This is a genomic window from Serratia plymuthica NBRC 102599 (assembly GCF_001590925.1).
In the GTDB taxonomy this organism is placed as follows: domain Bacteria; phylum Pseudomonadota; class Gammaproteobacteria; order Enterobacterales; family Enterobacteriaceae; genus Serratia; species Serratia plymuthica.
This window is the reverse complement of sequence record NZ_BCTU01000014.1, coordinates 1-21461: the sequence shown is the minus strand read 5'-3', so window position 1 is coordinate 21461 and position 21461 is coordinate 1. Positions and strand designations below refer to the sequence as shown.

At 52.9% G+C, this 21461-nt stretch carries 16 protein-coding genes; 12 read left to right on the top strand and 4 right to left on the bottom strand.

Features of this window, described 5'->3' with window-relative positions:
- Positions 1–2: 2 nt before the first annotated feature.
- From SPL01S_RS10485 to SPL01S_RS10475, 3 genes are all read left to right on the top strand, one after another.
- Complete coding sequence (locus SPL01S_RS10485; RefSeq protein ID WP_063199475.1) at positions 3–3173, top strand: efflux RND transporter permease subunit; 3171 nt, start codon at positions 3–5, stop codon at positions 3171–3173.
- Between the two features lies 1 nt (position 3174).
- Positions 3175–4629: an efflux transporter outer membrane subunit gene (locus SPL01S_RS10480; RefSeq protein ID WP_063199472.1), complete on the top strand. Its 1455-nt coding sequence runs from the start codon at positions 3175–3177 to the stop codon at positions 4627–4629.
- Positions 4630–4810: 181 nt separating this feature from the next.
- Positions 4811–5188, top strand: coding sequence for a DUF1493 family protein (locus SPL01S_RS10475; RefSeq protein ID WP_004944660.1), 378 nt, complete (start codon positions 4811–4813; stop codon positions 5186–5188).
- A gap of 165 nt (positions 5189–5353) precedes the next feature.
- Here the strand turns inward: SPL01S_RS10475 and SPL01S_RS10470 are convergent, their stop codons facing one another.
- Positions 5354–5923 (bottom strand): DJ-1/PfpI family protein, encoded by a 570-nt coding sequence (locus SPL01S_RS10470; RefSeq protein ID WP_004944657.1) that lies wholly within the window; start codon positions 5921–5923, stop codon positions 5354–5356.
- A 731-nt stretch (positions 5924–6654) separates the two neighbouring features.
- Here SPL01S_RS10470 and SPL01S_RS10465 point away from each other — a divergent pair.
- Entirely contained in the window at positions 6655–8358 is a 1704-nt protein-coding gene (locus tag SPL01S_RS10465) for a hypothetical protein (protein WP_063199469.1), read from the top strand.
- A 13-nt stretch (positions 8359–8371) separates the two neighbouring features.
- The gene (locus tag SPL01S_RS10460) at positions 8372–11788 is read left to right on the top strand and encodes a hypothetical protein (RefSeq protein WP_063199466.1); all 3417 of its coding nucleotides are present in this window, start codon (positions 8372–8374) and stop codon (positions 11786–11788) included.
- 190 nt (positions 11789–11978) lie between these two features.
- Here the strand turns inward: SPL01S_RS10460 and SPL01S_RS10455 are convergent, their stop codons facing one another.
- Positions 11979–13253: a Glu/Leu/Phe/Val family dehydrogenase gene (locus SPL01S_RS10455; RefSeq protein WP_013812961.1), complete on the bottom strand. Its 1275-nt coding sequence runs from the start codon at positions 13251–13253 to the stop codon at positions 11979–11981.
- A gap of 671 nt (positions 13254–13924) precedes the next feature.
- Between SPL01S_RS10455 and SPL01S_RS10450 the strand changes: the two genes are divergently transcribed.
- Complete coding sequence (locus tag SPL01S_RS10450; protein WP_063199463.1) at positions 13925–14557, top strand: helix-turn-helix transcriptional regulator; 633 nt, start codon at positions 13925–13927, stop codon at positions 14555–14557.
- 12 nt (positions 14558–14569) lie between these two features.
- Here the strand turns inward: SPL01S_RS10450 and SPL01S_RS10445 are convergent, their stop codons facing one another.
- Positions 14570–15460, bottom strand: a complete 891-nt coding sequence (locus tag SPL01S_RS10445) for a LysR family transcriptional regulator (RefSeq protein ID WP_063199460.1) — start codon at positions 15458–15460, stop codon at positions 14570–14572.
- Positions 15461–15765: 305 nt separating this feature from the next.
- On the opposite strand from SPL01S_RS10445, the gene SPL01S_RS10440 reads away from it, so the two are divergent.
- From SPL01S_RS10440 to SPL01S_RS10420, 5 genes are all read left to right on the top strand, one after another.
- Positions 15766–16794: an alpha/beta hydrolase gene (locus SPL01S_RS10440; protein WP_063199457.1), complete on the top strand. Its 1029-nt coding sequence runs from the start codon at positions 15766–15768 to the stop codon at positions 16792–16794.
- A 75-nt stretch (positions 16795–16869) separates the two neighbouring features.
- A complete protein-coding gene (locus tag SPL01S_RS10435; RefSeq protein ID WP_081113152.1) occupies positions 16870–18060 on the top strand; it encodes an MFS transporter in 1191 nt (396 codons plus the stop codon).
- A gap of 71 nt (positions 18061–18131) precedes the next feature.
- The gene (locus SPL01S_RS10430; protein ID WP_063199778.1) at positions 18132–19088 is read left to right on the top strand and encodes a bifunctional helix-turn-helix transcriptional regulator/GNAT family N-acetyltransferase; all 957 of its coding nucleotides are present in this window, start codon (positions 18132–18134) and stop codon (positions 19086–19088) included.
- A 156-nt stretch (positions 19089–19244) separates the two neighbouring features.
- Positions 19245–19919, top strand: coding sequence for a hypothetical protein (locus tag SPL01S_RS10425; protein WP_232246004.1), 675 nt, complete (start codon positions 19245–19247; stop codon positions 19917–19919).
- An 8-nt stretch (positions 19920–19927) separates the two neighbouring features.
- On the top strand, positions 19928–20356 hold the full coding sequence (locus SPL01S_RS10420) for a WapI family immunity protein (RefSeq protein WP_063199451.1): 429 nt from the start codon (positions 19928–19930) through the stop codon (positions 20354–20356).
- Positions 20357–20470: 114 nt separating this feature from the next.
- On the opposite strand, the gene SPL01S_RS10415 is transcribed toward SPL01S_RS10420, so the two are convergent.
- Positions 20471–20839, bottom strand: a complete 369-nt coding sequence (locus SPL01S_RS10415; protein WP_063199448.1) for a winged helix-turn-helix transcriptional regulator — start codon at positions 20837–20839, stop codon at positions 20471–20473.
- A gap of 105 nt (positions 20840–20944) precedes the next feature.
- Here SPL01S_RS10415 and SPL01S_RS10410 point away from each other — a divergent pair.
- A partial coding sequence (locus tag SPL01S_RS10410; protein WP_063199445.1) for an NAD(P)H-dependent oxidoreductase occupies positions 20945–21461 on the top strand: 517 nt, incomplete at its 3' end.

Sequence of the window (21461 nt, the reverse complement as noted above, 5' to 3'; positions counted from 1 at the left end):
TTATGGCGCAGTTCTTTATTCGGCGGCCGGTGTTTGCCTGGGTGATCGCGATCATCATCATGCTGTGTGGCCTGATGTCGATCAACTCGTTGCCCATTTCGCAATACCCGGACGTTTCCCCACCGCAGATCGCCATTTCGGCTACCTATCCGGGCGCTGATGCGGAAACCCTGGAAAACAGCGTGACGCAGGTCATTGAGCAGCAGCTCACCGGCCTGGACGGCCTGCTGTATTTCTCGTCGTCCAGCAGTTCCGACGGTTCGGTGAGCATCAACGTCACCTTCGATCAGGGTACCGATCCGGACATCGCCCAGGTACAGGTGCAAAACAAGGTGCAACAGGCGGAAAGCCGCTTGCCGTCCGAGGTCACCTCACAAGGGGTAACGGTCAAGAAATCGCAGAGCAGCTTTTTGCTGATCGTCGGTCTGTACGATGAGACCGATAAAGCGACGATGGCAGACATCGCCGACTATCTGGTCAGTAACCTGCAAGACCCGTTGTCGCGCATTAACGGCGTGGGCGATGTGCAGGTTTTCGGCTCGGAATACGCCATGCGCATTTGGCTGAACCCGACCAAGCTGGCGTCTTATTCGCTGATGCCGTCCGATGTGGAGACGGCGATTGAGGCGCAAAACACCCAGGTTTCTGCGGGTAAGGTCGGCGATCTGCCGGCCGGCGCCGATCAGCAACTGACCGCCACGGTCAAGGCGCAATCCCGGCTGCAAACGCCGGAGCAATTTCGCAATATCATCCTGAAAAGCGACAGCAGCGGGGCCCTGGTTCGCCTGGGCGATGTGGCGCGGGTTGAACTGGGCAACGAGGATTACTCTTCCAGCGCACGCCTGAACGGTCACCCGGCGGCGGGTATCGCGGTCAAGCTGGCCGCAGGAGCCAATGCGCTCAACACCGCCAAGCTGGTCAAGGCCAAGGTGGCGGAATACCAGTCATCCATGCCTGACGGCTACAAGGTCGCATACCCGAAAGACAGCACCGACTTTATCAATATCTCGATTGAAGAAGTGGTGAAGACGCTGTTCGAAGCGGTGGTGCTGGTGGTGATCGTGATGTTCATCTTCCTGCAGAACCTGCGTACGACGCTGATCCCGACCATTACCGTGCCGGTGGTGCTGCTCGGCACCTTTGGCGTGCTGGCGGTGTTCGGCTATTCGATCAACACCCTGACGCTGTTTGGCATGGTACTGGCCATCGGGCTGTTGGTGGATGACGCCATCGTGGTGGTGGAGAACGTCGAGCGCGTGATGCGCGAAGAAAAACTGCCGCCGCGCGAAGCGACGGAAAAGTCGATGAAAGAGATCACCGGCGCGTTGGTGGGCATTGCGATGGTGCTGTCTGCGGTGTTCCTGCCGATGGCATTCTTCGGCGGGTCCACCGGGGTTATCTATCGCCAATTCTCCGTCACTATCGTCTCTTCCATGGCGCTTTCGGTGCTCCTGGCGCTGACGCTGGCACCGGCGCTGTGCGCCACGTTGCTGAAACCCGCGCATGAGGAACTGACCGACAAAGGCCTGCTGGGTAAATTCAACCGGGGTTATGACCGGCTGCAGGCGAAGTATGCCGACAAGGTCGGCAGGGTGATCCACCGTCCCATGCGTTACCTGCTGATGTACGGCCTGTTGCTGATCGCGGCCGCCGTCATGTATATGCGCCTGCCGACCGGCTTCCTGCCTAACGAAGATCAGGGGATGGTGATGGTGCAGTATACGCTGCCGGCAGGCGCTACCGACGCTCGTACCTCGGTGGTCAGCGACGAGGTGAAGGATTACTTCCTCAACAATGAGAAGGCCAACGTCAACAGCATTTTTACCATCAACGGCTTTGGTTTTAGCGGCAGCGGCCAGAACGCCGGCATGGCCTTCGTCAGCCTCAAGGACTGGAGCCTGCGCAGCGGCAGCGAGAACACCGCCGACGCGATTGCCAAACGCGCCATGGGGCACTTCGCCAGCATTCGCGATGCTCAGGTGTTTTCGATGAGCCCGCCGTCGATCGACGGTTTTGGCCAGTCCAACGGGTTCACCTTCGAGTTGCAGGCCAAAGGCGCAACGACCCGTGCGGAGTTGCAGGCGATGCGTGACCAGATTATTGCCGCCGCCGGCAAAAATCCGGGCCTGATCGCCGTGCGCGCCAACACCTTGCCGGATACCCCGCAGCTGCAGGTGGATATCGATAATGACAAGTTGCAAGCGTTGGGCCTGAGCGCCAGCGACGTCAGCAGCACCCTCACCAGTTCTTTCGGCAGCACCTATGTTAACGACTTTATCGACCGCAACCGGGTGAAGAAAGTCTATATGCAGGGGGATGTGGAGTTCCGTTCAAAACCGGAGGATCTGGATAAGTGGTTTGTGCGCGGCAGCTCAACCAGCACCAGTTCAGGCACGACCACGACCAGCATGACGCCGTTCTCGGCCTTTGCCTCATCGCGCTGGATCTACGGGCCGGAAAACCTGTCGCGTTATAACGGGCTTTCGTCGTTCGAAATCACCGGCGAAGGCGCTCCGGGCACCAGCTCCGGCACCGCGATGGATGAAATGGAAAAACTGGCGGCGAAGTTCTCCGCGGGCAGCAGCTACTCCTGGAGCGGGCTTTCTTATCAGGAGCGCCTGACCAGCGGCCAGGCGGGATCCTTGTATGCCATCGCGCTCTTGGTGGTGTTCCTGTGCCTGGCGGCGTTGTACGAGAGCTGGTCGATCCCGTTCGCGGTCATGATGGTGGTGCCGATGGGCGTGGTAGGTTCGCTGTTGGCGGTCACGCTGCGCGGTCTGGAAAACGATATCTACTTCCAGGTGGCGCTGTTGACCATTATTGGCCTGTCGGCCAAGAACGCCATTCTGATCGTGGAGTTTGCCGAAGAGAAGTACCAGCACGGAGAAACGCTGATCGCCTCGGCGGTCGAAGCATCCCGTATGCGCTTGCGGCCCATTCTGATGACGTCGCTGGCGTTTACCGCCGGGGTATTGCCGCTGGCAATCTCCACCGGTGCCGGCGCCAACAGCCGCATAGCCATTGGCACCGGGATTATCGGCGGTACCCTTACCGCGACGCTATTGGCGATCTTCTTTGTTCCTTTGTTCTACGTTTTGGTACGCCGGGTATTTGCACGTAAACCGGTCGTCGCCAAACAGGTAGAAAGCACCACGCCACAGGCAGGAGAATAATGTGCTGCAACGTTTGATAACTCTGACATTCCCCCTGTTACTGGCAGGCTGTATTTCACTGGATCCGGACTACCAGCGGCCGCAGGCGCCGGTACCGGCAAACCTGCCGCAAGGTGCCGCCTATGCCACGCCAAGCGGTAAGCTTTCGCTGAGCTATCCGGATATCCCGTGGCGCGATTATGTGGTGGATGCCCAGCTGCGGCAGGTGGTGGCGATGGGGCTGAGCAGCAGCCGTGATCTGCGTGAAGCGATCGCCAACATTGAGTCGGCGCGAGCGTTATACGGCGAACAACGCTCTGAACTGCTCCCAACCATCAACGCCGGGGTGGACGGCACGCGTTCACGCTCTTTGACCGGCAACGGCAATGCGACCGCCATCAGCCAGAGCTACGAAGCCAGCGCCAGCACCAGTTCGTTTGAGTTGGATCTGTTCGGTAAAAACCGCAGCCTGTCGCGCGCAAAATTCGAGACCTATTTGGCGGAGTCCGAGGCAGCAAAAAGTACGCGCCTGACGCTGATCGCCGATATCGTCACCGACTGGGTGAACGTGGCGGCGGAACGCAGCCTGTTGACGGCTGCCAAAGACACGATGGAAAGCGCCAGGCTGTCGCTGGAAGTGACGCGTAAAAACCAGCAAAACGGCATTTTGTCTATGGTGGATGTGGCTTCGGCGGACACGGTTTATCAGCAGGCGCGTTCAGACGTCGCCAGCTATACCACCAGCGCCGCGCAGGCGAAAAACGCGCTGGATCTGGTGGTGGGGCAAAGCGTGCCCGAAAGCCTGTTGCCGAACGGGATCGAGGCGCTGTCCGGCATCATGAAAGACATGCCGGCCAATGTGTCGTCGCAGGTGCTGCTGAACCGGCCGGACGTCCTGGAAGCCGAGCATAATCTGAAGTCGGCCAATGCCAGCATCGGTTCCGCGCGCGCGGCGTTCTTCCCGTCGATCAGCCTGACCGCCAGCGGCGGCGTGGGCAGCGGGGAGCTGTCGTCCCTGTTCAGCAAGGGCGCCGGCGTCTGGTCCTTTGCGCCAAGCATCAGTCTGCCGATTTTCACCGGCGGCTATAACACCTCGCAGCTCAACTACACCAAGGCACAAAAGGATCTGTACGTCGCCACTTATGAGAAAGCGGTGCAGACGGCGTTCCAGGAAACGGCCGATGCGCTGGCGCGCAAAGGCACCATTGGGGAGCAACTGGCGGCGCAAACCGGCTACGTGGCAGCCTCGCGGGAATATTACCGCCTGGCTGAACTGCGTTATCGGCACGGCGTGGATACCTACCTGAACATGCTGGACGCGCAGCGGACGCTGTACACCGCTCGCCAATCGTTGATCAGCGCGCAGCAAACCGAGTACCAGAACCTGATTACGCTGTATAAGGTACTGGGGGGCGGCATTACGGCGGAGAAGCAGGGGGATAGCGTGGTCGCCAATAGCGCGACCCTGACCCGTTAACTTTATTCGCAATCAATAAACCGATTACGCAGGGTGGTGTTATCACCCTGCGTTTTTTATATTTATCCGGTGAGAGAAATGTAAAGAAAAGGAAAATAACCCCGACCCGCAGAACTCGATACAATAAGAAAGGTCAGAGAAATATCGCTTCTTTCCCGCGGCCAAATATATTGAGGTTGAAATGGACAGTGATATTCAGCAACAAGTGATTTCCGTTATCGACAGATATAACACGCCTGGATTTCTTAAAAAGGGCATTGCCGTCACTCTGAATACCGAGATAAACAAAGAGCTTAACCTGACCTTACCGATGGCTGAGACGCTGATGCGCGGCTACTTCGACACCTTCAACATAGACAACAGCAGTTACAATCACGATCTGTATTTTCGGCAAGAAGCAAAGTCGGGGATATTATTCTCCGCGTCGCCTCGCCGCGTGAATGACTGGGATCTGGAAATGGACAGGATCCGGCCGCTGTATGTTTACATGCTGGTACGATCCGCCCGGGCCAAGCGCTGGCTTTATGATATCCATTTTCTGATTGAACAATTAAAATGATGCGAAACCGGTACGGATAACATAACGCATTATTTTCTGTTCCCAGACGCTAAATTAACGCCGGCGGAAAAGAGAATTTCTTATGATAGAGGCAGCATCAGAATAGATGCCTTGTGCTGTGCTGTTGGCCCGCATGTCCGATTGCGGGCCTTTTTTGCGCCGGGTTTATTGTTCCAACACCTCGGCAAATTTCGCCAGCCACTGCGGATGTGCCGGCCAGGCTGGGGCGGTCACCAGATTGCCGTCGACGTGGGCCTGATCGATACCGATATCCGCATAATGCCCGCCGGCTAACTGCACTTCAGGAGCGCAGGCCGGGTAGGCGCTGCAGGTGCGGCCTTTCAACACATTGGCGGCGGCCAGCAGTTGCGGGCCGTGGCAGACGGCGGCTATCGGTTTGCGTGCAGCGTCAAACGCCTGCACCAACTTGATCACCTGCGGGTTGAGGCGCAGGTACTCGGGCGCTCTGCCGCCGGGGATCAGCAGGGCGTCATAATCCTCCTCCCGTGCGGCGGCAAAATCGGCATTCAGGATAAAGCGGTGGCCGGGTTTTTCACTGTAGGTCTGCGCACCGTCAAAATCATGGATAGCCGTCATGATGTAGTCGCCTTTGACCTTATCGGGGCAGACGGCATCCACCTGGTGACCAATCATTTGCAATGCCTGAAACGGCACCATGGTTTCGTAATCTTCGGCATAGTCGCCGACCAGCATCAGGATCTTTTTCTTGCTCATGAGGAAATTCTCCGGAGGGGAAAGGATCCCTAACATATAGCTTATGCGGGCAGGGTGCGCGAACCAGAATCAAGACAGCGGCTTGTCTTTTCTTCGATACCCTGTCGATACGCCTGGAGAACGCCCCGTAGTGACAGGCAATATTTTACTCGCAGCCTGAAAGCAACTTTACGGGTATTGATTAAGGCATTTTTGATGAAATATTTTTTTCAATAAGATAAATAAATTAAATCTAACAGCATAATCATATTGTTAGTATGGTTATTCTTAATGCAGGATATTTATATCCGTCAGGTTGCTTGCATATGCCTACTGGTATCCTATATTAAAGTTTCTGCTGGGAATAGGTTTGTGGCGTGTTAATTTTTCGCGGAACGTCCGTGTAAAAACAACGCCCAGCCATTGCAATACATTATTATTAACCTGCTAACAATGTATATTACGTGCATGTATTAGCGGGTATAAGTATGCCAAGTCATATTTATCGATCTGTAACGGGTTCATAGATCACTCCGTAGATAAGTATTGTCAATTTATCTGGGTATGATACCACCAGGAAGATCCATGCTAAATATCAGCAATGATATTGGCTCGTTTATTCGAGCTTGCAGGTATTTAACACGGCTTTGGGTATTTTTTAGATAATTTTAAACTCAGGAGTTTTATTGCGCAGCTAAATATAACTTAACGATATCGTTGCCTACTCGGTAGGCAACGAGGAGGCGTTTATCATGAGTGCAAATCAATCTAATTTATCAGACTCTCACTATGGTTATGACTTCGTCGTGGCCACTTCTCAGGCCAGTATTAACGGAACGATGAAAGAGTATTTATATAATTCCGTTTTTCCCACGGTAAGGATGTATTGGAATCAAGATGATCAAGGCCAACCGGTAGCGATATCCCGAGATGAACTCTTGCAGCAAACGCAGGGGACCGATCCGCTAACCGTGCCAAGTTGGAATCAGGGCGACCCCATGACACCTGAAATAGAAAATATTAATAACAGCAATTTCTATTTTGCCTTCGAGGCGGCTATAGGTATCCCTGCCGACATAGAGCCTAATGCCATTCCCGATATCGTTACGTTGCAACCCACCAGCCAGTCAGTCATTTTCACTCTGATTTGCGCGCAGTTTACGGTCGTGACCTGCAACTTTGGCCGACATGGCCTGACCAGTTTTTTCAGCGCCACACAGCCTACCGATTCGCCCTGGCTTTTTACCTCCATCGTTTCATTAAAACAAATTACGGATAATGCCGATCTGCCGCCGGACGTTCAGGAACAGCTTAACAATCTGGGGCCGGATGCTTTCAGCGTACAGCAACTGTTTTTTGATTTAGATAACGCAGCGCTGGAGTCAACGCCAACCATCAGTGGCGTTACACCAGGCACACCGGCCTACACGGTATTGTCCGAAGTGTTTTTAGGCGCCTATTTCACGGCAATGAAAGCCAATGCCCAACCCGTGTTGAATTACTCTATCGTACAGAACACGCCCGACAACAATCCGTCGACCCTCAAGTTGACTAAAATGGAACTTGAGGTCAGCCCCTATACACCGATCAGTACCAGCACTAATGATTTAAATACGCTTAATTATCTGTGTGAAGTCAATGGTAACAGCCTTCCACCTGCGGTGCCTTTCTCCTGGAACTGGATCGAACCTGCTGAAGAGTCCAGTTTTGACGGCGTTATTGCAATAAACAGAAATACCTTCGCTGATTATTTTAAAAGTCAGCTATCCAATTACGTATCAGCAAACTGTTATAAAGCCTGGGTGAGAGTTTGGCTTTCCGGCTTTCTTGATACGACGATCAATTACAGTTGGTCAATGACGCCTTATCAAACGCCGACCGTGAATATTCCGGCAACAGGGAATACTATTTTAACCTATTCCTACAGCTCCTCAGACAATGATGATGCAGGGCTTGGCGGCGACATGGGCGAGATGAAATTGGGTACGACGTACAATGCTACCGTTACCTTTACCGGCAATACCATTGTCGTCGAGCAAAAATTTGTCGTTTCGGTCTATATTCGATCCCTGCAATCCTCGGAGAGCTGGAACGCAATAAACAAGACCATTACAGACACCTATACATTGGCTATCGACCAGGAAGGGCATTTATCCGCCAGTCTGATTTCAGTACCTGTTGATAATTCCGATGCTACGCCGAGCACCAACTGGTTTATTGAAATCTTTACCGGCCTTAATGATCTGGTGGGCGATATTGCCGACTGGGCCAGCGATTTTTCTCAGACGGGGTTTCACAGTATGCCGTTAAACGTCGCCCAACGTTTCGTTTTCCCTGGAGGCAAAACATTTACCTTCAAAGACGTAGTTTTCTCTAACAATCAGGACCTGGTTTCACATATTTCTTATGTTCAACCCGGACTGACAGCCAAGTCGATTAAGCCGGCTAAATTCTAAGAAGGTAAATAATATGACTACGCCAAAAGTAGAAGTCTCGGTAGAGTTGATGAAAAATTACAAACAGACGTTACTGATGTCGCCGGAGAAGCAGTTTGAAGCTCTCCAAACCCGCAGTGGCAACTCGCTGTTGTTTTCAGTGGGTTCGGACGGCGCGTTTTACGCCACCGAAGAGTCGATAAAACATGATACCGGTTGGGAAAAACACAATATCAGCGCCGGGCAGATTGCGCAGAGTTTTCCCGGGCAGAGTAACGTTGTTTGTAAAATGTTTGATGCAGGGCAAAGCATGGTTGATGGCACTGTTGGCCTGGCGATGGTGCTTAATGACGGCGTAAACGATCATTTGTTTCTGAACCTGGGCAATTCCAATGCCGATACCGATTGGTTAAAAAAACCGGTGTGGGTTCAGTATCCGTTCGATAACCCGACAAAGAACATCACCATTGCCGGCGTTTATCTGAGCGAGACCCTTAACAACAAACAATATATCGTTGTCGATATATTGAGGGATCCCAGCAGCGCTGAACATCTGATTTCCCGCTATTACATCAACACCCTGGGTACGCCCGCCTGGATGCCGCACGATGTGTCGATAGATTTGGAGGCCGGCAGCTACAGTAGCTGTTTGGGGCGCCAGTATTTGTCCGGTAGCCCTCACCAGCCGACAATCGATGGGCTGTATACTGCCGGACAGGTCGACGGCAACCCGCAGTTGATTTTCCAGCCGCTGTACAATGTGTTCAACCCCGCTATACCGGCGCTTTCGGCCCGTTTATTGCTCCCCGGCAACCTGATTGCCGACAGCATTGCCTCCTGCCGTAAACCCAATATGTCCAGCGATCTGTATGTTTGCAGCAACGGTGGGCTTTACTGCTTTGCGAGTGATAATCAGACGGATGGCGCCATTGGCGTTTTACTGGCGCAAAGCAGTCTATTTAACGGCGTGAGAAAAATGTACGCTGCGCAATCCAACAATATGTCCGTTGTCTGGGGATTGAATGGCAACGACGAGATTTTTTACCTCCGATGCCCATTGGGTCAAGAGCTGGCATCGCCTTCAGCATGGAGCTATCCATTGCCAATCGTCACGGCGGTCGATCAGTTCTCGCCTTATCTGAACCGGGTGGACGACGGCAACACCTTCTTCACGGTAGCGGGCAATCTGTTGAATAAATGGGTGAAATCGACCGACAATACGCTGTGGACGTCACAGAGTATTACGCTGCCTTCGCCGGATAGTAAAGATACCCAAAAATACAGTTCCTATACCACCCGGATCCAGGTCAGCGATGAGAATAACCAACCGCTGGCAGGGGAAAGGGTATCCATCAGCGCCGGATCCAGAGTCGGCGTCTATATCAATCATTTGTATTATATTGTTGATGCCGCCGGCATTCAGATAAATACCGATGAGTTTGGCAGCATAACCGTAATCGAATGGATAAACGGCCTGACCGGGACCCGATTGAGCGTATTGCCCGCCAATGGGCCAGCCACGTTGGTGGACCCGATGGACAAACCGATGCGGAAAATTGCGCAACTTAATAGCGTCGACAGCCTGAAGCAGGCCACCATTACCCATGCTGACGGCTCGTCCAGCCCCTTGATCGGCTCCGGTGTCTCCAATGCGGAGCTGCAAAGCGTTGCTACATCAAATAGTCAGTTAGGCGAGGTTTACGGCACATTGGGCGCTGCCGCCTTGCAGAAAACGGCATTGGTGCAAATGTCGCCCGCATCGTCGTCCGCATTGAGCGTTGATGGGATAGATGCCCTGTGGGTCGACATCGGTGACCTTTTCAGTTGGTTGGCGTCGGGTGTGGAAGCCGTTATTCAAATCATTGAGGATGCCGCAAGCAAAACGTGGAACTTCATTGCCAGGATTGCCGGGAAGGTCTACGCGGCGGTACTGGACGCCGCTGAAAAAGTGGTTGAGGCTGCGGTTTGGGTCTTTAACGCCATCAAAACGGCGATTACGGATTTGATCCAGTTCCTGGAGTTCCTGTTCGAATTCAAAGATATCCTTGTCACCCATCGCGTGATGAAAAACGTGTTTACCCAATGGGTGAAGCAGAGCGTGAATAGCTTGAGTGGCCTCAAGACGGAAGTGTCTGCGGTTTTTCTCGCGTTGCAAAATGATATCAATAGATGGGCGGACATTCCGGGGTTTGACCAAACGCCGGCCGGCACCAGTGCCTTAAATCCGCCGTTGAATGGGCAAAACAGCGCGCCGGCTCAGCTCGGTATACACCATTATCAAGGCAATATGTCGAGTGCGAGTTCGACATTCAGCCCCCCTTCGGTGGATCAGGCGATTTTTCAGGACCTGCTTAACTTGCTGGATAGCGAAGAGGCTACGTTAGTGGGGGCCTATAACGCGATCCAAACGGATATTATCGGCCAGTTCGATACGTTGTCGGTGACTCAGATCATTCAGAAATTCACCGCGATTATTGTTGATACCCTACTGCAAACCACGGAGAACATTCTGCTTGCTGCTATCGATGTGTTTGTTCAACTGGCCGAGGGTTTTCTGAGCTTACTAAACGAGCCTCTTGATATCCCCGTGATTTCCTGGCTATACAAAGAATTGACCGGCGACGAACTTTCCTTCCTCGATCTGTTCTGTTTTATCGCCGCCATCCCGGCCACCCTGGTTTGTAAAATCACCCTTGGCGCCACTCCCTTTCCGCAAGGGGATGCATTCACTCAAGGATTACTGGAGGCCGAAGATTTTGATCAGGTTCGCCAACAGTTCTTCACGCTGGCGTCCTCTTCGCTGCCAGGTGCCAACCGATATCGCGCTGGTGAAACGCCGGTCCTGGATGGTGCGCGTCTGAAAGTGTTTGGGCTGGTCTCCGCGTTCTTTGCATTAGCAGGCAGCGTAGGGCTGGTGGTGGTCCTTTCACTGCAACGCGTGGCTGAGGAAGGCGATGGCAGTTTCGCGGGGAGTTGGCCAAAAACGTTGGCTCTGGTGGGTGCGATTGCCAATGTGTCTTATGTTTCCCCCAATCTGGCGACGTTGATCAATGCGCAGACCGCCACCTGGTGGCAGCAAATGAACAATACGCTGACCGGGATAAGTATTGTCAAAGGGTTCGTTAATATCCCGCTTGCGACGTTGCCAACGGGGCATCTGGCCACTACGATATCTGCCGGTGTGGAGTCGGTGATCAATCTGGTCTGGAACGTGCCGGTTATCATGAATATTGTTGAAAACCATGACAAATGGAATACCAGCTATCAATCATTGATCCCGGAGTCTATCGCAAACTTTGCCTTTAATTTCGGCGGCATACTCGAGTTTCCTATCGCCGTGACCAAGGATCCTCGGGCCAAACTGATTGAAAGCGTGATTCAATATGCGCTGATGGTCGGGTACGGCGGCATGTCGGTGATCGCCGGTGGCATCAACGAATCCTCACATTGAACCGAACTGGCGCAGCGCAATCGGCTTTGCCCGGTTGCGCTGGCGTCGTCGGTGGCGTGTGCAGGGCGCGAATGAATCTGTGACGAAGAAACGCTGTTCGCCCGAAGCGAAGATCGGCACTGGAAAGGTTTAAGGCAGAGGGGGAAGGGAAATATCCCGGCCCGCAAAGCAGGCCGGGCAGTACAACGTATTAACCTGGGTAAATGCCACGCTCTTTACGTGCGGTCAGGATACGCTCACAGGCGACGATATAAGCCGCTGTGCGCAGGCTGCACGCTTTCTCTTCGGCCTTGTTCCAGACGTGAACCATAGCGTCGGTCATGATCTTGTCCATACGCTCGTTGATTTCGCTCTCGCTCCAGAAGTAGCTGGCCATATCCTGCACCCATTCGAAGTAACTGACGGTCACGCCGCCGGCGTTACAGATAACGTCAGGCACTACGGTAATGTTGCGTGAACGCAGCACGTCGTCCGCGTCTGGATAGGTTGGGCCGTTAGCGCCTTCCAGTACCAGCTTGGCGCTCAGGATTTCTGCGCGCTGGCGGGTGATCTGGCCTTCCAGCGCCGCTGGGATCAGGATATCCATGTCAACCGACCAGAAGGCTTCGCTTTCAATCTCTTTGGCGCCAGGGAAGCCCGCGATCTGCTTGTTCTTGGTCTGCCATTCGGTCAGCGCGGCCAGATCGATGCCGTCCGGGTTGAACAGGGTGGCCGAGTGGTCCTGAATCACCACTACGCGGGCACCGACGCCAACGAACAGACGAGCGGCTTCGCTGCCTACGTTACCAAAACCCTGTACCGCGACTTTAGCGCCTTCAATTTCAACGCCAAGACGTTTGGCCACTTCGCTGCCGGTGACGAACACGCCGCGACCGGTGGCTTTTTCACGGCCCAGAGAACCGCCGAGGTGAATAGGTTTGCCGGTAACCACGCCGGTGATAGTGGTGCCGTGGTTCATGGAGTAGGTATCCATCATCCAGGCCATGACTTTCGAGTTGGTGCCGACGTCCGGCGCAGGAATATCTTTCTGCGGCCCGATGATAAAACCGATTTCGCTGGTGTAGCGGCGGGTCAGTCGCTCCAGCTCGCCTTCAGACAGTTTGAAAGGATCGACGCGGATACCGCCTTTGGCACCGCCGTAAGGCAGGTTGACCGCCGCACATTTGATGGTCATCCATGCTGACAACGCCATGACTTCATCGAGATCAACATCCGGATGGTAACGGATGCCGCCTTTACCCGGACCGCGCGACAGGTTGTGCTGAACGCGGAAACCTTCGAAGTGGCGGATAGAACCGTCGTCCATCTGCAAGGGGATGTCGACAATCAGCGCACGCTTGGGATGACGGAGGGTATCAACCCAACGAGACAGGTCACCGAGGTAAGGTGCAACGCGGTCGATTTGTTGCAAGTAGGTGGCCCAGGCCGTTGTGCTGCTTTCTGAAGCGTAGGATAGCTTTTCCATAACCAACCTTTTTTTATATAGGTATTTATTTTGTTTAACCGTGGATTACTAAGTGCATAACACTTTTGCGACGCTAAATTTACCATTAAACCTGCCGGTTGTTAGCCCCCCCTGATCGGGCTGCAGGCCGGTTGCCAATGGGTTTTGACGGGTAAAAATGAATAGTTAATTACTTTTGTCGGGAGGTTGGGCGAGCTATTCATACTTTATGCACAAAAAACGCATAATTTTTGCCTTTACCTATTTGTCAGAAGCTTGAATGTGATCAAAAAGTTTCATTTTATTTAACCACCATGTTGACAATGCCGTTTCCTGACGGCGGTGTGGAATTCATGCGAAAACGGCCGGGCATCGTATTTTTATTAAACGAAAATCGCGGCAACAGGCTGATATATCGAAAATCTTACGCCGTTAACGGACTGTTCACGCAAAATGTGGGCTACAGCACAATCCGCTCCGTCGTTTTATGGCCTGTTGCGATATTCACTTTCCGTTAACAAAATGGCTGGTGGCATGTTGCCGCCTCAGGCTCAACATGTTCCATCACCGCAGCGGTGAACCAAGGGAGGGCGGGCTCGGCATTACACGGCAAGTAAGGTATGCTAAGCGGCTGTCCAGATGATGAGAATCGGCCATTATCATCATGCTTATCGTTACGGAGAAACAGCCCGGTGCTGAAACCCACGCCTCAACTTGAATTATTGCAGTCGGTCGCCGACGGTATCGCAGCCCTGTTTTTCCCTAATGTGGAAGTGGTGATACACGATCTGTCGACCAACAAAGTCGCCTACCTCGCCAATAATCTGTCGAAACGCAAACCGGGTGACGATGCCGGCCTGGACGATTTTGATATCAACAGCGGCGCGCCGGTCACCGGCCCTTACGAGAAGCTCAACTGGGATGGCAAAAAAATGCGCTCGGTGAGCATTCCCGCCCGCGATGAACAGGGCAATCCGAGCTATCTGCTGTGCGTTAACCTGAGCACCAGCATCTTTGAGGACGCCAGAAACGCGCTGGACATGTTCTTGTCGGTGACTCGTCTGCAGCCACAGCCGCAGCAGCTGTTCAAGGATGACTGGCAAGAGAAGATTAATACCTTCCTGCATGAGTGGATCCGCCTTCAGAACACCTCGCTGTCATCATTAAGCCGTGAGCAAAAAAAGCGATTGGTGATCGATCTCTACAATGAAGGCGCATTCAAGGCCAAAAGCGCCGCCGATTATATCGCCAACGTGTTATCCCTTGGGCGCGCGACGGTCTACAAATACCTGAAAGAACTAAAAAAAGGCGAGGGCGCCGCCTAAACCCCGGTGTGGCTAAAGAGTCTTGCGGTAATTTTCCTTCAGGATATCAACCAGGGCCATAAAGGCCGGCGAACCGTGGCGGCGATGAGGATAATAAAGGTGATACCCCTGAAAATACGGGCACCATTCAGCGAGGATTTCTGTCAGTTGCCCACTCTGGAGATAAGGGGCGACCAGGTAATCGGGTAGGTAAGCAATGCCGATGCCCGCCAGCACGGCGTCTAACTGATGCAGAGTGCTGTTTGCCGTGAATTGCCCCTTAACTTTTACGCTGAACTGACGTTTGCCTTTTTCAAATTCCCAGGCATAAACGCCGCTGGTGATTGAATGACGGATATTAATGCAGTTATGCCGGATAAGATCGTTAGGGGTTTGCGGGGCGGAATATTGCTGGAAATAAGCGGGCGTCGCCACCACGCACAATCGCCAGTCCCGGCTGATCCTTACCGCCACCATGTCCTTGTCAATAGACTCGCCCAAGCGTATACCCGCATCAAAGCGCTCCTGGACGATATTGGTAAAGCCGTAATCGATACCGATTTCAATATTAATCTCAGGATATTTTTTTAGAAAATCCGCCAACACCGGCCGAATCAGGTACTGAACGGAATCATCGGCACCGGTCAAGCGAATCGTCCCACTCGGTGTGTCCCTCATCGCCCCCAACTTTTCCAGCTCATCGTTTATCTGCTCGAATAAGGGCCCCAGGCTACGCATAAGCATTTCGCCTTCTTCGGTGGGGGCCACGCTGCGGGTGGTTCGGGTCAGCAACCGATACCCCAGTTTTTCCTCCAGCGTTTTGATCGTGTGGCTCAGAGCTGAAGGGGTGACGCCAATCTCCGCCGCCGCTTTGGTAAAGCTCTGCAATCTGGCAATGCACAGAAAGGCTTTAAGATCATCCATTTTGCTTCTCCTCTGGGGCTGGGTTCAGGTGTTGATTGGGCGGGTGCCTGAGTGCATATCATCTTACCCAAATGCAGGCTGAGGGAAAACCATTGATGAATTTCTCTCACAAAAGCGTAAAGATTTTTGGCATTAATTGTTCTAATCATTGTTGCTATATTGACTGCGTCGACAGGCCCTTTACATCAACTTGAAATGAGTCGTTTACATAAATGACCCGCGTTCAGGTTTGATTTTTGATTCCCCGATTTACTTATACCAATACCGAAGAAATTAACTTCACTATTTCAACCGAGAGTAATCCGATGAAGAAAATAGCGTTATCCCTGGCCCTGCTGGTCAGTTCATTCACCTCTATGGCAGCCGATATGTCTAACGGCGCAAATAACTTTTACCGGAGCGATAAGGTAACGACGCAAAAGGTCACCTTTAACAATCAATTCAAAATGAAGATTGTAGGGAACCTTTATATGCCCAAGAATCGGAAGCAGGGCACCGACTATCCCGCGATAGTCATTGGTCACCCGATGGGGGCGGTGAAAGAGCAGAGTTCGAACCTTTATGCGCAGAAGCTCGCTGAGCAAGGTTTTGTCACCCTCGCTATCGATCAGTCTTTCTGGGGTGAGAGTGAGGGGCAACCCCGTAACGTCGTTGCGCCAGACCTTTACGCGGAAGCATTCAGCGCAGCGGTTGACTACCTGAGAACCCAACCTTGGGTTGATAAAGAGCAGATTGGCGTGCTGGGCATTTGCGGAAGCGGCAGCTTCGTCATCAGCGCCGCGAAAATCGACTCGCGCATCAAAGCCGTTGCGACGGTCAGTATGTATGATATGGGTGCGGCAGTGCGCAATGGACTGAAACATTCGCAAACGCTGGAGCAGAGAAAGCAGATGATCGCCGCCGCATCCGAACAGCGTGATGTGGAGTTCGCGGGCGGAAAAACCGAATACGTCAGTGGTACTGTGCATGAATTGACAGCGGACACGCCGGCTATTCAACGTGAGTTCTATGACTACTACCGCACGCCGCGCGGCGAATTCACCCCTAAAGGTTCGTCACCGACGCTGACTACCCATCCGACGCTGACCAGTATCGTCAAGTTCCTGAACTTCTATCCGTTCAACGACATTGAGACGATCTCTCCTCGTCCGATGCTGTTCATCACGGGTTCTGAAGCCCACTCGCGTGAGTTCAGCGAAGAGGCCTATAAACTGGCCGGTCAACCGAAAGAACTGGTCATAGTGCCGGGTGCCGGCCATGTGGATCTGTACGACCGTACCGACCTGATCCCTTTTGCCAAGCTGGCTTCCTTCTTCCATAGCAATCTGAAGTAAGCGTTTCGTCTCCGCAATCTAAGGCCGCGCATTGGCGCGGTCTTCACAACACCTTATTTTGTTTCGGAGTAACCCATGACCACCTCAACCCGATCCTCGTCAGGAGGTTCTCTGGCGAGTGCCGTCGGCTCCATGGCGCTGTGCGTTGCGCTACTGATCGCCTCAGAGTTTATGCCTGTCAGCCTGCTGACGCCTATCGCCGGCGATCTGCATGCTACGCAGGGCATGGCCGGGCAGGCAATTTCCATCTCAGGTTTGTTCGCCGTGTTGGCCAGCTTGTTTATCGGCCCGATAGCAGGCCGCTTTGATCGCCGCTATGTACTGATGAGCATGACGGTGCTTATGCTGTTGTCACTGATTTTGATCGCTCTGGCACCCAGCTTTTCCTTGTTAATGGTCGCCCGCGCACTGTTGGGTTTGGCCGTGGGCGGTTTCTGGTCGCTGGCTACCGCCACGGTGATCCGCCTGGTTCCTGCGCACCGGGTCCCCAACGCGCTCGGCGCCATTTACATGGGTAATGCGGTCGCCACCGCATTTGCAGCACCGATTGGCGCTTATATGGGGGGGCACTTCGGATGGCGTTGGGTGTTTGCGGGCCTGGTTCCCCTGGTTTTGATTAACCTCGTCTGGCAGGCGAAAAGCCTGCCGTCGATGCCGCCACAGGCCAGCATTCCGCTCACACGCCTGTTCGGTTTGCTCAAACGCCGCTATGTCGCCATAGGTATGCTCGCGGTCATGCTGACCTTTGCCGGTGCCTTTGCCGCATTTACCTATTTCCGTCCTTTTCTGGAAGGCACGACCGGTGTTGACTCAAACAAACTCTCCTTGCTGTTGTTGGGCCTGGGGGCTGCAGGTTTCGCAGGCACGCATTTCGCCAGCGCCATGCTGCAGCGCAATCACCTGTATCGGCTGCTGGTTTGGTTGCCGGTCGGCCTGGCGGTGGTGACCCTCGGCATGGTCGGCGCGGGCCATGTATTTGCTGGTGTTGCGCTGATGATGGTCGGATGGGGCATGCTGAACGCGGCCATTCCGGTGTGCTGGTCTACCTGGCTTGCCAGAGAGATTAATGACGAACCGGAGAGCGGCGGTGGCCTGATGGTGGCATCCATTCAGTTAGCCATCATGCTGGGCGGGGCTGTCGGCGGGCATTTGCTGGATGCCATCGGCGTGGCCGCACCGTTGGTCGGCGGCGCAGTTTTACTGATGCTGGCGGCGGGAGTGATAGGAAGCGGACGCCGCCTGCAACGGCCAGAGCAGGGGTTTTGATTCGTACTCTTGAATTTGTGGCTTTCTCTGATATAGTTGTATTATGCAACTTTATTGGAGCGACCATTATGATGCCCACCGCCGAGAGCCGTCTTTATTTGCAGCCTATCAGGGATGCGTCACGCCATCTGGTGCGCGAGCTGGGTTTTATGGGCAGCACTCTGGCGGGGACAGATTTGCCGCCTTCCGCCGTGCATGCGTTGATCGAAATCGGCGATCGGCAGGTTGATACCGCCGCGCAGCTGTGTACGGTGCTCAATCTGGAAAAATCCAGCGTCAGCCGCATGCTGAACAAGTTAATCAAGGCGGGGGAACTGGTTACGCAACCCAGCGAGCGCGACGCGCGGGAGAAAATTCTGCGGCTGACGGAACAAGGGCGGCAAACCTTGGCGGGGATTAATCGCTTTGCCGAACGGCAGGTGCTGAATGCGCTGGGCACTCTGCCGGCGGCGGCCGGTGCCGGCATTGCCGCCGGTCTGCAAACCTATGCTGCCGCATTGCGCGCGCACCGGGTCGGTGACGGGGCGTTGCCGGTACCTGAGGTAGAGATTACCAGTGGTTACCGGCCCGGTTTTGTCGCCAGAACGCTGGAAATGCATATGCAGTATTATTCGCGGACGGTTGGGTTCGGCGCATTTTTTGAATCTACAGTAGGGGCGGCGCTGGCCGATCTCGCCGGGCGCCTGTCTCATCCGCTGAACGAGACCTGGTCTGCGCTCAGCGACGGCCGTATTGTCGGTTCGGTTTCCATCGACGGCGAGTCACTGGGCGATAATCGCGCCCATCTGCGTGCCTTTATCATCGATGACAGCCTGCGCGGCAGCGGCGTGGGCCGGAAATTGCTGAACCGGGCGGTGGCCTTTTGCGACGAACGCGGATTCCGTGAAACGCACCTGTGGACGTTCAAAGGGCTGGATGCGGCCCGGCATCTGTATGAAAGCGTCGGCTTTGTCCTTGTAGAAGAGCAGCAGGGTGAACAGTGGGGCCAACCGATGACCGAACAATTATTTATTCGTCCGCAGGGCTAAGCGCTACAACGCGATGAGTCCCATGACAGGTCAGCAACATCTTCCACCGGTTTGGGTTTGGTTCCCAGTCGCCCGTTCTCACCCACCAGCCAAGATGGAGTAGTACTGAAAAAAGTGTTATATGATCCCTTCTGATAGATCAAAAGGGATCATATTATGGCAACAGGACTTGCAGTCAGAGAAGAACTCGGTCGTTATTATACCTTTCAGTCCCGGTTGCCACCGGGTGAGTTTTTTGAAATCCGTCCCCGACTTTTACCCCATAATGCCAAACCAATAACTGATGACGAAAGCGGGATGTGCATTGGTTATTCCGTTTCACAGGCTCCCGGTCTGTGGCGAATTTATGATACTGATGGCACTTTTGTCAGCCTGGAAGAAGCTCCGCTAGAATCACCGCTGATTGATCCAACCGATATTGTATTACTGGCAGCCGGTATTTTTCGTATCTTCGTAGCTGGCAGGGCATTGTTGCAAAGCGGGGCCAGAACAACTGTCACCGTAAAACTCAGTCAGAGTACAGTCAGTTTCTTACGTGGTCGGTTAAAAATGGGTCTGTCAGCCCGGAATCTTAAAATGACAGAAACCTCTGCGAAACATATGTATAACCCCGGGCGCTATTTGCCTTTGCAGCTTCAGGAAAAAGCGATTCGCTATGGACGCAGAATGCCAGACCCGCATAAAAAAGTAGGGTATTTTCGCTATGAAACTGAAATGTATAAGCTTGTTGAAAACAAGCAGGCAAAAGGAACATATTATTATAAAAAATATACTCTTGAAGTCCTTGTCCGTGAAAAAGACTGGACAATCAGTCATTTTCAGTATTTTTAGAGGTGATTATGATTGATATAAACGTTGGGACATTGGAGTTTCGGTTGTCGTCTTATGAAAGAGAATATACAGAAGAAGATCTATCAGATGACTGGATAAAAACGTTTGTGGAATACAAACTTCCTGTATTAACGATACAGTATAGCACTGCATTTACAGTTTCTGAACTCATTAATTTAAAGGACGAGCTTCAATCTCTCTATGAGAGTCTAATTGAACAAAATCCGCATTCTGATATTTTCTTTGACAGTTTAGAACGTCATTTTAGTTTACAGATCAGGCAGGTTGGCCATCATGATGCTGCGGAAGTAAATATCATGATGAAGCCTGAAGATAATGCAGACAGCGTCAAAGTCACTGATACATTCTACCTTGACCAGAGCTACTTTCCTGCATTGTTGTCCGGCCTTGACGAGATGATTAACTGGCAGAACTGACTAGCTTTAGCTCTCCGCTACATTGGTGCACATAAGCCACAGGTTATGTGGAAAGCCGCCTGCGGGATCTGATCCTCGCAGGCGGCTCTGGAAAGTAGGGGGGCGAACAATTATTTATTCGCCCGCAGGGCTGAGCGCTTGAGCGCGGTGAGTTTCCCCCCAGGCACACATCATATCGATGACCGGGATCAACGTGCGGCCTCGTTCCGAGAGGCTGTATTCGACCTTGGGCGGGATCTGCGGATATTCCTTTCTGATGACGATGCCGTCTCTTTCCAGCTCTTTTAACGTCGAGCTTAGCGTTTTATAAGAAATGGTGCCGATGCAGCGCTGCAATTCGTTGAAGCGTAATACCGGTTTATATTGCGCCAACCAGTACATAATAATCATTTTGTATTTCCCGCTGATCACCGACAGCGTATAGCCATATCCGGTCTGTTCGAGGTCGATGCCCGTTGGGCTGCAGATATCTTCAACGTTCATTTGATACTTTCCTAAAGGTTAGTATATGTAGTCAGTGTGCGTATTTTACATTAATAAAGCATAGCATATGATGCCCCGGTGAACTCATTGAAAGGGGAAGTCTGAATGAAAACGCTGGTGGTAGTCGCGCATCCTGATATTGAAAACTCGATGATAAATAAAGCCTGGCTGACCGAGCTGAGGAAATATCCCGATCTTTATACCATTCATGAGTTGTATAAAGTCTATCCAGACTGGCAGTTCGATGTCGAAAAAGAGCAGCAACTGATTGAGCAACATGAAAAAATCGTTCTGCAGTTTCCGGTATTCTGGTTCAGTTCGCCGCCGCTCCTGAAGAAATGGCTGGATGATGTACTGACCTATGGCTGGGCCTATGGTTCAAGCAGCGGTTATAAGATGAAAGATCGCAAGGTGGCACTGGCCGTCACGGCGGGGATCAGCGCTAAGGGTTACTCGCAGGAGGGCAAATATAAGTATTCACTGGATGAGATTTTGCGGCCTTTTGAAATCACAGTTGACTACGTGCGGGCAAAATACGGTTCATTCCATGCGTTCTACGGCAAGGAAAATACCCCGGACGCCGAAGTTGAACCCTTAAATCATCATGATATTGAACGCAGCG

What these genes read in the sequence shown, in the direction of transcription:
- SPL01S_RS10475 (WP_004944660.1), top strand. Translation starts at nt 4,811, where the DNA reads ATGGACAGTGATATTCAGCAACAAGTGATTTCCGTTATCGACAGATAT.
- SPL01S_RS10485 (WP_063199475.1), top strand. Translation starts at nt 3, where the DNA reads ATGGCGCAGTTCTTTATTCGGCGGCCGGTGTTTGCCTGGGTGATCGCG.
- SPL01S_RS10435 (WP_081113152.1), top strand. Translation starts at nt 16,870, where the DNA reads ATGACCACCTCAACCCGATCCTCGTCAGGAGGTTCTCTGGCGAGTGCC.
- SPL01S_RS10420 (WP_063199451.1), top strand. Translation starts at nt 19,928, where the DNA reads ATGATTGATATAAACGTTGGGACATTGGAGTTTCGGTTGTCGTCTTAT.
- SPL01S_RS10470 (WP_004944657.1), bottom strand. Translation starts at nt 5,923, where the DNA reads ATGAGCAAGAAAAAGATCCTGATGCTGGTCGGCGACTATGCCGAAGAT.
- SPL01S_RS10445 (WP_063199460.1), bottom strand. Translation starts at nt 15,460, where the DNA reads ATGGATGATCTTAAAGCCTTTCTGTGCATTGCCAGATTGCAGAGCTTT.
- SPL01S_RS10460 (WP_063199466.1), top strand. Translation starts at nt 8,372, where the DNA reads ATGACTACGCCAAAAGTAGAAGTCTCGGTAGAGTTGATGAAAAATTAC.
- SPL01S_RS10440 (WP_063199457.1), top strand. Translation starts at nt 15,766, where the DNA reads ATGAAGAAAATAGCGTTATCCCTGGCCCTGCTGGTCAGTTCATTCACC.
- SPL01S_RS10415 (WP_063199448.1), bottom strand. Translation starts at nt 20,839, where the DNA reads ATGAACGTTGAAGATATCTGCAGCCCAACGGGCATCGACCTCGAACAG.
- SPL01S_RS10430 (WP_063199778.1), top strand. Translation starts at nt 18,132, where the DNA reads ATGCCCACCGCCGAGAGCCGTCTTTATTTGCAGCCTATCAGGGATGCG.
- SPL01S_RS10465 (WP_063199469.1), top strand. Translation starts at nt 6,655, where the DNA reads ATGAGTGCAAATCAATCTAATTTATCAGACTCTCACTATGGTTATGAC.
- SPL01S_RS10425 (WP_232246004.1), top strand. Translation starts at nt 19,245, where the DNA reads ATGGCAACAGGACTTGCAGTCAGAGAAGAACTCGGTCGTTATTATACC.
- SPL01S_RS10455 (WP_013812961.1), bottom strand. Translation starts at nt 13,253, where the DNA reads ATGGAAAAGCTATCCTACGCTTCAGAAAGCAGCACAACGGCCTGGGCC.